Origin of the sequence: Shewanella sp. 10N.286.51.B7, assembly GCF_002873615.1 — a bacterium.
Classification (GTDB): Bacteria; Pseudomonadota; Gammaproteobacteria; order Enterobacterales; family Shewanellaceae; genus Shewanella; species Shewanella electrodiphila.
Genome location: NZ_MCUF01000076.1, coordinates 36529 through 50749, shown reverse-complemented (window position 1 = coordinate 50749; position 14221 = coordinate 36529). Strand labels below are relative to the sequence as shown.

Sequence of the window (14221 nt, the reverse complement as noted above, 5' to 3'; positions counted from 1 at the left end):
CAGAGCCAGAGCCAGAGCCAAAAGTCGAAGAGGTCGTTGCCGAAGCTGCTCCCGTTACTCAAGCCGCGCCCGTTATTCAAGCGGAGCCAGCTGCTGAGGTTGAAGCTGAAACTATATCTGAGCCAGAAGCTTTCACAGCAGAAGCAGAACCTACACTCGAAGCGCAGCCAGAGCCAGCCACAAATGATCTGGCTCTGCCTACGACAGGCGCTTGGGCTGGTGAAGTGTTCACTGGTTTAGTGGCGAAGCATGATGTGAATGCTGATACAGCAGTCCAACATCAGAGCTTATTGAACATTATTGGCCACAGTTATAAATTGCGTAAACAAGCTGAATATTGTCAGTACGGAGCGCAATTGACAGATATTTATTTATCTACTTTTGAGCAATACCAGCAAGATAATAAGATTGCAGCTGATGAAAAAGGCCCAGGCTTTATGCAGCTTTCAACTATGCTTAATGACACCAAACAGTTTGATAAAGCCATTGTAGTGTGCCAGCAAGCAATGACTTATCAATTAAGCGACGGAACTGTCACTGGCTTTGAAGGTCGAATTAACCGTATTGAAAAAGCAAAATCTAAAGCAGGTGACTAATACAATGCTTAACTAACACATGACTCATTAAATTCATGTTGATGATTATAAAGCGGACTCAGGTTCGCTTTTTTATTGGCAAAAAATACTGATTTGTATAGACAAACCGGACTATGTTGCCATTATAGGGCGCATTTGAATCCCCCATGAGTAATGATGACATCATGGTGGTTATTTGAATCGGGATGGCATATTTATTTAAAGAAAGACTAAAGAGGGTTTTATGAATTCCAAGATACTAATTAAGATAGTTTTTTGTTTGGGTTTAGTCAGTCTGGCAGGGTGTTTACGCACACCTGAATGGACACTATTTTATTATGCAGACGAAGCCCAAAAGCCTCAAAATCCAATAAACACAGATTATATAGCTGGTTATTATGACACCCTTGAACAATGTCAGTTAAAAGGGGACGGCATGTTACGTCTAAGCGGTAAAAGCTATGTTGCAATGGACAATAGCGCCCTTGAAAATGCGACTGCGATTCCAGTCGCCATCGAGAAAGGATATCAATGTGAGCAGCTATGTGAAGTTAATGACGATAATGTCGTTATCTGTAAATAGGCTGTCCTAGGGAAAGGCTTAATGCAGTTTAAACAAGATTTTTTTGAGCAACTAGAAGGGTTTTATTCGCAAGTTTACCCTTTGCCGATCAGTAATCCACACTGGTTAGCATGGAGTGATGATGCAGCAAAACTCATCGGGTTATCAGAGCCTAATGATGAGCTGCTAATGCAGTTATCAGCGAATCATGCCGTGCCCGGTGCCAGTTATTATGCCCAGGTTTATAGTGGTCATCAGTTTGGTGGCTATTCTCCTCGTTTGGGTGATGGTCGTTCAATTATTCTTGGAGAAGCATTCACAACCAAGCCAACAGGTGAACATAGCCTTGCTTGGGATGTTGCACTAAAAGGTGCAGGGCCAACACCATACTCCCGTCATGGTGATGGTAGAGCAGTAATGCGTTCGGCGGTGCGAGAGTTTTTAGCCTCAGAAGCATTGGCGGCGCTGTCGGTGCCGACAACTCGGGCACTCGCCGTTATCGGTTCAGATTTACCCGTATGGCGAGAGTCGCAAGAAACCGCAGCGATTACAGTCAGATTAGCTAAAACTCATATTCGATTTGGTCATTTTGAGTATTTTTGCCATAGCAATGAAGGTGGTAAGGATAAATTAATCAAACTGCTTAACTTTACCATTGCTCTGCATTACCCGCATTTATCTCAGGACTATCAAGGTTACAAAGCCTGGTTTACTCAAGTTGTTAAAGATACAGCGGTGTTAATTGGACATTGGCAAGCCGTTGGTTTTGCTCATGGGGTGCTGAATACCGACAATATGTCGATTCTTGGTGACAGTTTTGACTTTGGTCCGTTTGCTTTTTTAGACACCTTTAAAGAAGACTTTATTTGCAACCATTCTGATCCGGAAGGGCGTTATGCCTTTGGCCAGCAGCCTGGTATTGGCCTTTGGAATCTGCAGCGTTTGGCGCAAGCATTAACCCCGGTGATAGAATCCGATGACCTCGTTGCAGCGCTTAATACTTATCAAGCGGAATTAGTGCAGCAATATTTATTACTGATGCGGGCTAAAATGGGTCTTGGACTCGGTGATTTAGCTGCAAACACAGTGGATAAAAGTACATCGAAATTAGCAGAGTTACAGGCAGCACAAGATAAAGCTGATTTAGACTTTATTGGCCGATTTTGCGCGGTTATGCAACATAATATGTTGGACTATACCCATACTTTTCGTGCACTTGGTCAGCTAGATATTGGGTGTAATAATCCTAATATTGCTGATGACATTATTGACCGACCTCAATTTGATACTTGGTTTAAAGATTACCAACAACGCGTTGTTGCAGGTAATAATGGCAAGATGGTCGAGATAGCCGCATGGCAAACAGACCGAAATAGCGTTAATCCAAAGTACATTTTACGAAATTATTTAGCTCAAGAGGCCATTGTGGCGGTCGAAGAAGGTGATAATAGTAAGCTCGTTGAGCTGCATCAATTACTGACAACCCCTTATGCAGAGCATACAGATAAACAACATTATGCTGAGCGACCTCCGCAATGGGGACAAGGTTTAATCATGTCTTGCAGTAGTTAATTATCATTACTTGTATAATAGTTAGTTATCGTTATTTGTATAATGGTTACGGTCATTGATAGTCATTAGTCGCCAATGGGCGCATGTAAATCAGCCCAATAAATCAGTTTACCAGCACACTTAAGGAAGATTATGAACTCAGGTTCATTTGAGAAAAAAGCGCCAAATTCAGTGGCAATTAAAAATGCCCAATTAGATGACGAAGCATTGAGTATCTTGATCTCTGCCAATATTGATTTTGAACGGTTCGAGGCGTTTGCTGACCCTTTAGCTTTGGCGTTAGATTGTGAGGTGCGTGAGCGCCAATGGGGCGCAGACCGCCACCAATGGCTACTAAATTTTGAAGGTAGTCAGCTATGGCTAAACTATGAGTTTTACGGTGATATTTGTTGGATATCCACAGAGACCCAAGCTGATTTGGAAGTGCTAGAGTATCTAATGACTTTGCTCGCGCCGCTGATAACGTCTCCGAATTCATCAATATGTACAGCACAAGATGCATCAAATAAGGCAAAGAACGATTTATGAGTAATCGCATAGAAGAGTCAGTCCCGCAGGTCATACTCACGCCAAACCAGCAGGATGCATCGTTTCATTACCAGGCGCTTACCCCTGATTTAATCCTTGATGCGATTGAAAGCCTTGGCGTATTCCCTGAAACCGGTTTGTTAGCGCTCAATAGTTACGAAAACCGTGTTTACCAGTTTCGATGTGATCGCGGTAATCGTTATGTGGTGAAGTTCTATCGTCCACATCGTTGGAGTGAGGCGCAAATTCAAGAAGAACATGATTATGCATTAGCGCTGGCTGCAGAAGATATCCCTATCGCTGTGCCATCAATCATTAATGGCAAAACATTGCACCATTATCAAGGTTATAAATTTACTTTGTTTCCTTCTATTGGTGGCCGTGCATTTGAAGTCGATAATTTAGATCAACTTGAATCTGTCGGACGTTTTATTGGCCGGATTCATCAATATGCGAGTAAGCAGCCTTTTCAATATAGAGAGCCACTTTCAAGCAAAATACTGGGAGATGATGCGCTGGCCTTTTTACAAGATTCTGGACAAGTTTCAGAAGGGATTAGCCAACAATTTTTTACTGTTGCTGAACAAGTACTGGATAAAGCCAAGGGCATTATTTCAGCCCATTCGTTTCCTACGATTCGTCTGCATGGGGATCTTCATGCCAGTAATATTTTGTGGACCCCAGATGGTCCAGGTTTTGTTGATTTAGATGATGCGCGCCAAGGTCCTGCTGTGCAAGATATTTGGATGATGCTGACAGGTGACCGACAGCAACGCTTATTACAGTTAGATGTGTTACTGGAAGGCTATCAGGAATTTTATGATTTTGACCAACGTGAGCTTAAGCTCGTTGAGCCTTTGCGAGCCTTAAGAATGCTGCATTACAACGCTTGGCTAACTAAAAGATGGCAAGATCCTGCATTTCCAATGAACTTTCCGTGGTTTGGTGATATCAAATACTGGGAACAACAAACGCTGGCATTTAAAGAGCAGTTAGCTGCGTTAGATGAAGCCCCTTTGAGTTTGATGGGATATTAGGCTTCTAAGATTCAATTGTAGATTGTTACAAATGATCTTGATAAGGTCTTGAGATACGAAGATAACCTACATTATGATACGGTTTAAGAAATTATAAATTTAGCTATGCATATTGGCTATATCGCTAATGGCATAAAACAGATGGCAAGTTTTAAATATTTTATTGTAAACAATATATTTTAAAGATTGCACACTAAAGGAAGCAAAATGAAAAAAGCACTATTAATGGCAGCAGCACTACTTTTAGCCCCAATGGCTGCAACTGCTGCAGATTATAAAGAAGGTGTGCATTACACCGTGATTAACGAAGGCCCAGCAACATCTAAGCCTGAAATCACCGAGTTTTTCTCATTCTTCTGTGGTCACTGTTATAACTTTTCAAAAACAGTGGTACCAAAAATTGAATCTACTTTGCCAGAAGGTGTGACATTCAACCAAGCGCACGTTGAGTTTATTGGCCGTGAAATGGGTACTGAAATGTCACGTGCATTTGCTATTGCTCATCAGTTAAACGTTGAAAAGAAAATTGAACATGCCATTTTCGTTGCGATTCATGACACCAAACAACGTTTCACCAGCCTAAAAGACATCCGTATGCTATTTATCGCCAACGGTGTTGATGGTAAAGATTTCGATGCGGCTGCAAATTCATTTATGGTGAATGCACAAATGTCTAAAATGAAGCGTGACACTGAGAATGCTAAATTATCAGGTGTACCAGCGTTAGTCGTTAACGGTAAATACCGTGTTGAGACGGGTTCAATCAAGTCTTACGATGAGTTATTAGAGATTGCTTACTACTTAACATCTAAAGATAAGTAGTCGGTATTTTATTGGCGCGTTAATCGTCGATAACCAGCTAACGAAAGGAGCCTATAACGGCTCCTTTTTTATTGAGGCATTATTCATGAAGAGTGTGTAATGTGCTGAAAAAAAGCAAAAAAAAACCGTAGGTTTTAAAAATAGGATTTTAAAACGATACGGTGATGAGCCAATTGGCTCTTTATTTACCCTGAGTAACGTGGTTACTCTATCAAAGCGTCAAAAAAATGGCAAGCGTCATTTTTGTGTTGTTTTTAAATGTCGATGATTTAATGGAAATAGTGTGGGTTATTTCATAGAAATTTAGATAAAAAATGTTTAATTTAATGAAACTCTGAAGGGCTTTATACTGTCCAATATAAGCCAATAAAGATAACAACCAAGCTTAGGAGTTCTCATGAGACGTTTCCCGGTTTATGCACCAAAGCTCATTGTAAAACACGCTAGAATTTTTGTGACAGGAGTGATTTGGGTTAAAGATTTAGGTTGTATTGAATTTAATCGTGGCCGTTTTGTGATGCCGAAAAAAAGCCTGCCAAAAGTGAAGCAGGCTGTTTCAGAACTTAATGAGCTACTTGCAGCTCAGCACCATGAAGCAAGTGCCGTTTAGCTTTCGCTGTTAAGCAAACCAACAAGACCGTTTACTTTGTCGTTCCATGAGTTTAGGTCTTGTTGCAGTTGTTGATTAGACTCAGTCAACTGAACATTCTTTTGCTTCTCTTCTTCAAGCTCCATTTTTAGTAGCTCAGCATTTTCAAGAGTAGCCTGGATTTTGGCTTCCAGTTGGGACAATAATTCAAGGCTCATATCGGGAGTCCTAATAGTTTCTGGATGGAATGCTGATTCTAGCAGTGACTGGGGTTTAAGGAATAGACAAATCTGTTAAGTGGTTAAAAAAAGTACCACTTTTACTACTATTTTCTAAGCTTTTATCATCCACTGGTTTATTTGCCCTGTTTTTTGTATTCAGACTGCAACAATTTACTTTTGTTGGGGGATTTTTCAGGGAAACCTTTTTAGCGTTATTCAATTTATTCCCTGTCTTTAATACGATATTGATTATTGTGCACTTCAATTGACGGTTAAATTTACTCCACATTGTCCATTTGCTTGACATTGCAACTGATGATTCATAGTCTGCAATCTCTGTTTTCAAGGTGGTATCAAATGGACATCAAATATAATTTAAAATCGTCACGCCGTACTGAGCAATTTCAACCTGAAGGTAATGTTGGCTTTGGTAATCTCAGAACTGATCATATGTTTTTAATGGACTATCGAGATGGCCAATGGTGCGACCCTCGCATCGAACCGTATGCTCCTTTTGAAATTGCCCCAGGTGCAATTTCACTGCATTACGGACAATCAATTTTTGAAGGCGCCAAAGCCTTTATGCATGATGATGGTGAAATCTATACTTTTAGATTAAATAAAAATGCCGAACGCTTAAACACCTCTGCAGACATCTTATGTATTCCTAACCTTGATGAAGATAAACAACTTGAAGCAATTAATGCATTAATCGATGTGGACCGTTTATGGTTCCCGATGCAAGACGGTGCATGTTTATATATTCGTCCATTTATTTTTGCAACAGAAGATAGATTGTCGGTTAGCCCTAGCTTGAGTTTCACCTTCTGTGTCATTTTAAGCCCAAGTGGTGCTTATTATGCCGATGGCGTGAGCAAAGCGATTCGTTTGCTTATCAGTAAAAAATTCCATCGCGCGGTTTCTGGTGGTACTGGCGCATCTAAAGCCGCAGGTAACTACGCAGCGTCTTTACGTGCAGGCCAAGCGGCAGCCGAGTATGGTGCAGCGCAGGTGTTATACCTTGACGCTAACAACCAGCAGATTGAAGAAGTGGGCGCGATGAACCATTTCCATGTGTTAAAAGACGGTACGGTTGTTATTCCAACCTTCACCGACACGATCCTTAAGTCTATTACGTCTCAATCAATGCTTGAACTTGGGCATATCTTAGGTTGTGAAGTTCGCCAAGAAACGATCATGCTTGATAAGTTCATCGCCGATATTGAAGCGGGTGAAATTGTTGAAGCTGGCGGCTTTGGCACCGCAGCGGTAGTATCGCCTGTAGGATCATATATCTTTGAAGATGGCCGTGTTGTTACTGTTGGTGACGGCGAAGTGGGCCCGAGTATTAAACGTATTTACCAAATTTTCACTGAGTTACAAAATGGCCAACTTGAAGGCCCTGAAGGTTGGGTTAAACGCGTTGAGCGTGTTGCACCATAATTAGTTACAAGGTCATTATTAGCAGAACTTGAGTCGCGAATAGCTAGCTCTTGGCTTAACAAAAATGCGACCTCCTTACGTTATATTGATAACGTTATTTAGGAGGTCGTTTTTTATTGTGCGTATTCAAAGACGAATGATGGCAATAGGCACTAATGAATTCTTATCTCATTATGGCTTATTGCTCGCTGACGATATCCGTACTTTTTTCAAGCTTATCTTGCTTTAATTTCTCTAAGCAATCATCAGCTGTTAGCGGCTTACTTAATAGGAAACCCTGCACTTGATCGCAGCCTTCATATTTTAAGAAGTCGAGCTGCTCTTGAGTTTCAACACCTTCAGCGACAACATTAAGCTCTAAACTGTGGGCGAGGGTAATGATTGCGCTGGTAATTGCGGCATCATCGGGATCTTCAATAATATCACGAACGAATTCTCTATCGACTTTAAGGGTATCGATAGGGAAACGTTTTAAATAACTTAAGCTTGAATAGCCAGTACCAAAATCATCAATGGCAATAGTAAGCCCCAAGGCTTTTAGCTGTGATAATACTTTCACAGAATCTTGTGGATTACCCATAATCATCGACTCTGTTAGCTCAAGTTCTAGGGCACTTGCTGGTAGGCCAGATACCGCCAATGCCACTTCAATGGTTGAAATAATATCGGCTTTAAGCTGCCTTGCTGATAAGTTCACCGCAACCGAAATATCGTCGAAACCTAATTGATGCCAACTAGCTAGCTGGTTACATGCTTCATCAATTGCCCAGTGACCAATGGCATTAATCATCCCTGTTTCTTCTGCAAGCGGTATAAACTCCACAGGTGAGATAAAGCCTAGAGTCGGACTATTCCAGCGCAGTAGAGCTTCGACACCTAAAATGCGCTTGGTCTTGATATCGTATTTAGGTTGATAGACTAAATAAAGCTCATTATTTTGAATCGCTTCTTTAAGTCCTGCTTCGAGTTCAACGTGGCGCGTTGCGTATTGGTTTAACTCTTCGGTGTAGAATTGGAAGTTATTACGCCCCAAAGATTTAGCGTGATACATGGCAGTATCGGCATACTTAATTAACGAGGTGCTGTCATCTGCATCATTGGGGAACAGGCTAATCCCAATCGATGGAGACACAGTCATGTTTTTACCATCCAATAAAAAGGGTGCTTTAAAGGCATTAAGTACTTTTTCTGCAATGATGGTGGCAGCTTTGAGTTTGGCGACACCTTCAAGAATAATGGTAAATTCATCACCACCTAAACGGGCTACAGTATCACCATCGCGAATGGCGTTCTGTAGTCTTGATGCCACGGCTTTTAATAGTAAATCACCCACGTGATGACCCATAGAGTCATTGATATGTTTAAAGCGGTCTAAATCAAGGAATAGCAGCGCCACAATCGACTTAGAACGATGTGCTTTGGTGATTGCTTGATTTAATCTGTCCTGGAATAGGGTTCGGTTTGGTAAACCCGTTAACGGATCAAAGTTAGCTAAAATTCGTAGATCTTCTTCGGCTTTTTTACGCGATGTTATATCGGTGAACACAGCTACAAAGTGACTGGTTTCCCCTTTATTATCGATGACTTGGTTGATTTCAAGCCAAGCGAGAATGCCTTTTTTATCTTTGGTGCGGATGTTAATTTCACCGGCCCAGTGCTTTTTGCGCAGCAGTTGTAATTCAACATTATGGTAAAATTCTCTAGAACGTTTGCCATGAGCCAAATACAAAAAGTGTTTACCTGCAATGGCGTCATGATCAAAGCCTGTGATACGGCTAAACGCAGGATTGACTGTACGAACTCGATAATCTAGTTCACCGACGACTACCGCCTCATTCATACTGTGCAGTACTTGAGTAGACAGTTTAAGCTCGTTCTCGGTTTCTTTTCTGACCGTGATATCTTTATGGGTACCGGCCATTCTGACTGGACGTTCTTGTTGGTCCCACTCAACGACTTTTCCGCGATCAATCAACCAAACCCATTTTCCAGGTTGTTTTTCGACTCGGTATTCTGCTTCAAAAAACTCAATTTCGCCGTCTAAATGCTGATTGAGAATTTTGGCGACTCTGACTTTATCTTCTGGATGGATGTTATTAATCAATGCCTGGGTTTCGTCGCCTAGCATTAATGGCGGAACCATATCGGTGCGATAGACTTTATTTTCGCGAATGTTCCAATCCCACATGCCATCGCCTGAAGCCCAAAGTGCGAGTTTAAGTCGCTCTTCAGAGGCGCGAATACTCATTTCAAACTCACGTTGCTTTTCACGTTTGAGTTGTTTTAAGTAAACGATAAAGGTCAATATCAACATGATGGCAATACCATAGATGACGTAGGCGCCTTTACTGAGATATAAAGGTGGAACAACAGTAAACTTAATGCTTAATGGGGTTTGTTGATAGTTGTTGTCTGTTAACGTAAAACGAACTAATAGCTCATAATCTTTAGGTGAAAGATTGGAAAAGGCAATCTCATTGGTTTGATGCAAATCGACCCAGTCATCATTTTGACCAAGCAGTTTATAGCTAAACTGGTGGAATCCAGGGTAATTAAATTCTAATGCACTGACATCAAATCGAATGATTTTGTCCTCATACGGCATTAATAGCTCTGGGGGAGACATGAGATCATATAATTGATGACGTTCTTCACCAAAGCTATAACTGGTGAGTGCTAACTTGGTATCTGGCCTAATGGCTGGCACATTTTCTGGCATGAACTGGTTTAGGCCGTTAATGCCGCCAAACCATAATTCTCCATCAGGATCTTTAAATTTAACACCACCGTTAAACTCATTGGCCTGTACGCCATCAAATTCATTAAAAGTGGTTAAGTCATGGCCTGCTAGGCGGATCAGCCCTGAATTTGTACTAAGCCATAAGTCGTGATTGTCATCTTCAAGAATGGCATAAATCGTATGCTGTTTTATTTGTTCATTTAGGGCTTGGAAATGGATAGAGCCATCTGCTGTTTCGATAATTTTATCGACGCCGCTGTGAGTCGCCATCAGAAATTGATCATCACTGGTGACAATAAAATCTCTAATTCTGTTATCACTTAAGGTGGTGTCATCTGCGGGTTGACGCATTTTTAAAGTCAATTGCTGTTGGTCTGGCTTTAAGCGCACTAAGCCCGCCATGGTGCCTATCCATAAGCTGTCATTATGATATTTAAGTGACAGAATCGTTTGTTTATTCGGAGAGTAGTCAGGTTGGAAATCAAACTGATACTGATGTAATACACCTTCACCCGGTAAAACGAAATACAAGCCGTTGTTACTACCTATCCACAGGCGTTGCTGGTCATCTAAGGCTAAACTACGGATATGTAGAGTATTTGGTATTAAATGGTCAAATGCTGGGAGAAAGGTTAATTGCTGGTCAGTGCTTAATCTTGCTAAGCCATGGCTAGTGCCAAACCATAAATTACCATCTTGAGTTTGGGTGATAGCATGAACAGTTAGGCTTAGCTCATTTTCATTAAGGTTGAGCGCTTTAGCAAACAAATCATTGTAGTAATAAAATTGGCCTTGTTGTTCATCAAAGCTCTTAAGGCCAGCGCTTTCAGTTCCTATCCATAAGCGTTGTTGTTTATCTCGAAAAATAGCACGGATCATATTGGCCATTTTCGGCTTTGACGGATGCATTTCGTATATATGATTGAAATAGATTTGATTCAGGTTGAGCTTGTTAATGCCTGAATAACGCGTGCCGAGCCACAGAGTACCATCATGGGCGAGCATGATGCTCTGCAAGTTATTCTCACTAATGGATTTACGGCTGTTAGGGTCATATTTATGGACTCTACTGCGCCATTGATTATCGATGTAATCCAGTTGAGTTAAGCCAGAATTAGCCCCAATTGCCCAAACTTGGCTACTGCTACTAATGACGAAATCTTTTATTTCATTAAATATTGTCGGCTGTTCATTAACCCAGATTGTTGTTTTAGCATGGGTCTCTAAATCGTATCGGATAAGTTTGTTCTCAATGGCTAACCAAACTGAGCCATCAAGTTTGTTATTCTGAATACTGTTTACTCTTAATTCAGACGGGATATCGAGTCGAATAATGGTGTTGCTATCAATAGCAAAAGTGCCGCTTTTTTCTGTGCCAACGAAAATGTATTTATCATCAACATTTGCGACACTGGTAATGTGCGGTTCCACATTATTACTGAGGCTTATTCTGGTTATTTTGTTGGATTTTAGCGATAAAGTGTATAAACCCGTTTTAGTACCGATCCATAAATAGTCACCAATAAGGGTGATTTTTGACACCCGTAAATCCGCTAAGCCCTGTTCGACACCATAATTGGTAAATTGGCCTGTTGTAAGGTCTAAACGGCTTAGCCCTTGGGAGTAGGTAGCAACCCATAAATTATCATCAGCGGACTGCAGTATATCTGTGATGTAATTTCCTACGATACTATTCGGGTTGTTGCTGTCATTCAGAAAAACATCAAATTGAATGCCGTTGTAACTGTGCAGACCATCTTGGGTACCCACCCACAGCATGCCGGCTTTATCCATGAATAATTTTGTGACTGAATTTTGGTTCAACTCATTAGAGGCTTCAAACTGTTCAAAAGACAGTAAGTGGTTATCGTTCTGGGGAGTGAAGGCAAAAACGGAAGCCGACATTGAGGTAAATAAAACCCAAATGAACAAGCATGCTCTCAATGTTTTGGATAAAGGTAAATTCAATCTGCACCTATTGTTATGGGTATGAGCATTGATAAAGCATCATGCTGGGCTGCATTTTGTTAGTTTTGGCAAACTCTTTTAACAATGATAGTAAGGCAGTCGCAAAATGGATCATTATCAAGTCAATTGTAAGTACCACGTTAACGGTATTTACAGCCAATAACCTCCATATTACGTAGCTATGTGTTTTATTTCAAATTAGATTTCAGTTTTTGATTCTAGTGAATGTTATAAAATGGCGTAGTGATTAACAATGAGAAGAAGTGAGCCTGTAAAAACGAAAAAACACGCTAATTAGCGTGTTTTAAAATGAGATTAATGACTACTTTTTGTCTGTTGTATCAGCTATGTACTGTTTGAATATCTCGTCTAGTTGCTGATCTTTTTCTAGCCAAACATTATTAAGCCAGCGCTGAAACTCAACCCGTGTTTCAGCTTGCGAGAAATACACTTCTGAATCTACTACCGGGACAGGTAGTTGCTCAACTCGCACTACAATTCTTTTTACTCGACCAGACATGACTTGATAAAGCACGCCTTCCTTTGCTTTGGCGTCCGCATCTGGATAGGCTAATGTCATATTGAGTAGACCAGTAAATTGCTCGCCCATTGCTGACAGGGTAAAAGCAATCCCGCCAGCTTTAGGGCGCAAAAGATGACGATAAGGTGATTGTTGACGACGATGCTTATCAAGCGTAAAACGGCTGCCTTCTACATAATTAATGATAGATGTAGGTGTGTTTTTAAACTTTTCGCAGGCTTTACGCGTTGTTTCTAAATCTTTGCCTTTTAATTTGGGATTCTTTTTAAGCTTCGCAGGACTAGTACGGTTCATAAATGGCATGCCAAGAGCCCAACAACCTAAGCCTAAAAAGGGCACGAAAATAAGCTCTCTTTTTAAGAAAAACTTCAGCATTGGAATATTGTTTCGCAAGATATAAGTTTGCGCAGCAATATCAAAACCACTGACATGGTTACTGATAAGCAAATACCAACCATTTTGGTCTAACCCATCTAAACCTTGAATGTCCCACTCGACTTTAGCGATTAATGCCAAAATGCCGCCATTACATGTAGCCCAAGCCCACATAAAACGATTCATCAAGCTCAATAGTGCTTTACTAGGTCCTTGAAAAGGGATGAACAATTTAATGATGCCGCCAATACTGATTAAGCCTGCCCATAGAACAGTATTAATAATCAATAAGCAGGTACTAATAAAAAAAATAATTGGACCGGGTAAAAAATTTAGCATGGAGCTAAATACCTCTATTTATTGTTTTCAGCCATTGAGCTGATTTTATTGTCTTTTTCTAACCAGAGTTGATTCAATTGATTTTGAAACTCAATTTTAAACTCTCGGTCTTTACTGTAATCACCGCGCATAGCATCGGGGATATCTGTTACTTGAATATCAACATGTACTTCATCTAGGTCGTTGCAAATATACTCCCAATAAGAAGGTATTTTACCTGGATAGTAAATGGTGACATTAACTAATTTATTAATTTGGCTGCCCATGGCATCAAGCGCAAAAGCCATTCCACCCGCTTTCGGTTTGAGTAGATGCTCAAACGGCGAGCTTTGCTTTTTATGTTTACCAGGATGGAACCGCGTCCCTTCAACAAAATTCATCACACTCACAGGCTTGTGCTTAAATTTTTCACAAGACTTACGGGTGATTTCGGTATCTTTGCCTTTCAGTTTAGGGTTTCTCTTTAACTGCGCTGTTGAATAGCGACGCATAAATGGGAAGTCTAATGCCCACCAAGCTAAACCCAAAATTGGGACATAAATGAGCTGTTGTTTTAAGAAAAACTTTAAAAATGGAATTTTTCTATTAAACACTCGCTGTAAAATTAAGATATCTACCCAAGATTGGTGATTGGCAATCACCATGTACCATTCTTTTTCTGAGAATTGGTTATCACCAGTCAACTTAATCTTCGTTGGATGAAAAATGGCTTCTATAATCCCATTGACACTGATCCAAGCGCTGGCGCAATTATCCAAAATATAGCTGCAAACCTTACGGATGAATATAATTGGCAAGACCTTGAATATACTGAAAATAAGTATAGGTGTTACCCAGAGGATAGTGTTTATGACATAGCAAATAAATGCTACAGATCCTTTAATTTTTGCGAACAGCGGCATCTAGCTC

At 40.6% G+C, this 14221-nt stretch carries 13 protein-coding genes; 8 read left to right on the top strand and 5 right to left on the bottom strand.

The window, feature by feature from the left end; all coding sequences use genetic code 11:
- The 7 genes from BCU84_RS20875 to BCU84_RS18710 form a co-directional block, all read left to right on the top strand.
- Positions 1-596, top strand: a 596-nt coding sequence (locus BCU84_RS20875) for a hypothetical protein (RefSeq protein ID WP_102529574.1), incomplete at its 5' end; no start/stop codon positions are given.
- Between the two features lie 223 nt (positions 597-819).
- Positions 820-1158: a hypothetical protein gene (locus BCU84_RS18735; RefSeq protein WP_102529573.1), complete on the top strand. Its 339-nt coding sequence runs from the start codon at positions 820-822 to the stop codon at positions 1156-1158.
- Positions 1159-1179: 21 nt separating this feature from the next.
- Positions 1180-2709 (top strand): protein adenylyltransferase SelO, encoded by a 1530-nt coding sequence (locus BCU84_RS18730; RefSeq protein WP_102529572.1) that lies wholly within the window; start codon positions 1180-1182, stop codon positions 2707-2709.
- 132 nt (positions 2710-2841) lie between these two features.
- On the top strand, positions 2842-3237 hold the full coding sequence (locus BCU84_RS18725; protein ID WP_102529571.1) for a DUF3630 family protein: 396 nt from the start codon (positions 2842-2844) through the stop codon (positions 3235-3237).
- A complete protein-coding gene (locus tag BCU84_RS18720) occupies positions 3234-4274 on the top strand; it encodes a serine/threonine protein kinase (RefSeq protein WP_102529570.1) in 1041 nt (346 codons plus the stop codon). Before BCU84_RS18725 ends, BCU84_RS18720 begins: the two co-directional genes overlap by 4 nt.
- 207 nt (positions 4275-4481) lie before the next feature.
- A complete protein-coding gene (locus BCU84_RS18715) occupies positions 4482-5096 on the top strand; it encodes a thiol:disulfide interchange protein DsbA/DsbL (protein ID WP_102529569.1) in 615 nt (204 codons plus the stop codon).
- A 397-nt stretch (positions 5097-5493) separates the two neighbouring features.
- Positions 5494-5706: a DUF1107 family protein gene (locus BCU84_RS18710; RefSeq protein ID WP_102529568.1), complete on the top strand. Its 213-nt coding sequence runs from the start codon at positions 5494-5496 to the stop codon at positions 5704-5706.
- On the opposite strand, the gene zapB is transcribed toward BCU84_RS18710, so the two are convergent.
- Together zapB and BCU84_RS20630 are read right to left on the bottom strand one after the other, a co-directional pair.
- Entirely contained in the window at positions 5703-5903 is a 201-nt protein-coding gene (gene zapB, locus BCU84_RS18705; protein ID WP_102529567.1) for a cell division protein ZapB, read from the bottom strand. The two genes, BCU84_RS18710 and zapB, sit on opposite strands and share 4 nt — an antisense overlap.
- A 55-nt stretch (positions 5904-5958) precedes the next feature.
- Entirely contained in the window at positions 5959-6252 is a 294-nt protein-coding gene (locus BCU84_RS20630) for a hypothetical protein (protein ID WP_133146662.1), read from the bottom strand.
- Between the two features lie 11 nt (positions 6253-6263).
- Between BCU84_RS20630 and BCU84_RS18700 the strand changes: the two genes are divergently transcribed.
- Positions 6264-7349, top strand: coding sequence for a branched-chain amino acid aminotransferase (locus tag BCU84_RS18700; protein WP_102529566.1), 1086 nt, complete (start codon positions 6264-6266; stop codon positions 7347-7349).
- Positions 7350-7527: 178 nt separating this feature from the next.
- Here BCU84_RS18700 and BCU84_RS18695 read toward each other — a convergent pair whose 3' ends face one another.
- From BCU84_RS18695 to BCU84_RS18685, 3 genes are all read right to left on the bottom strand, one after another.
- Positions 7528-11994 (bottom strand): EAL domain-containing protein, encoded by a 4467-nt coding sequence (locus BCU84_RS18695; RefSeq protein WP_102529580.1) that lies wholly within the window; start codon positions 11992-11994, stop codon positions 7528-7530.
- Positions 11995-12379: 385 nt separating this feature from the next.
- Positions 12380-13312 carry an acyltransferase gene (locus BCU84_RS18690; protein WP_102529565.1) on the bottom strand — a complete coding sequence of 311 codons (933 nt, stop codon included), beginning with the start codon at positions 13310-13312 and terminating at the stop codon, positions 12380-12382.
- Between the two features lie 14 nt (positions 13313-13326).
- Positions 13327-14214 carry an acyltransferase gene (locus tag BCU84_RS18685; protein WP_102529564.1) on the bottom strand — a complete coding sequence of 296 codons (888 nt, stop codon included), beginning with the start codon at positions 14212-14214 and terminating at the stop codon, positions 13327-13329.
- Positions 14215-14221: the final 7 nt, after the last annotated feature.

Coding starts and splice junctions, on each gene's coding strand:
- BCU84_RS18735 (WP_102529573.1), top strand. CDS start 820: ATGAATTCCAAGATACTAATTAAGATAGTTTTTTGTTTGGGTTTAGTC.
- BCU84_RS18730 (WP_102529572.1), top strand. CDS start 1,180: ATGCAGTTTAAACAAGATTTTTTTGAGCAACTAGAAGGGTTTTATTCG.
- BCU84_RS18725 (WP_102529571.1), top strand. CDS start 2,842: ATGAACTCAGGTTCATTTGAGAAAAAAGCGCCAAATTCAGTGGCAATT.
- BCU84_RS18720 (WP_102529570.1), top strand. CDS start 3,234: ATGAGTAATCGCATAGAAGAGTCAGTCCCGCAGGTCATACTCACGCCA.
- BCU84_RS18715 (WP_102529569.1), top strand. CDS start 4,482: ATGAAAAAAGCACTATTAATGGCAGCAGCACTACTTTTAGCCCCAATG.
- BCU84_RS18710 (WP_102529568.1), top strand. CDS start 5,494: ATGAGACGTTTCCCGGTTTATGCACCAAAGCTCATTGTAAAACACGCT.
- zapB (WP_102529567.1), bottom strand. CDS start 5,903: ATGAGCCTTGAATTATTGTCCCAACTGGAAGCCAAAATCCAGGCTACT.
- BCU84_RS18700 (WP_102529566.1), top strand. CDS start 6,264: ATGGACATCAAATATAATTTAAAATCGTCACGCCGTACTGAGCAATTT.
- BCU84_RS18695 (WP_102529580.1), bottom strand. CDS start 11,994: ATGTCGGCTTCCGTTTTTGCCTTCACTCCCCAGAACGATAACCACTTA.
- BCU84_RS18690 (WP_102529565.1), bottom strand. CDS start 13,312: ATGCTAAATTTTTTACCCGGTCCAATTATTTTTTTTATTAGTACCTGC.
- BCU84_RS18685 (WP_102529564.1), bottom strand. CDS start 14,214: ATGCCGCTGTTCGCAAAAATTAAAGGATCTGTAGCATTTATTTGCTAT.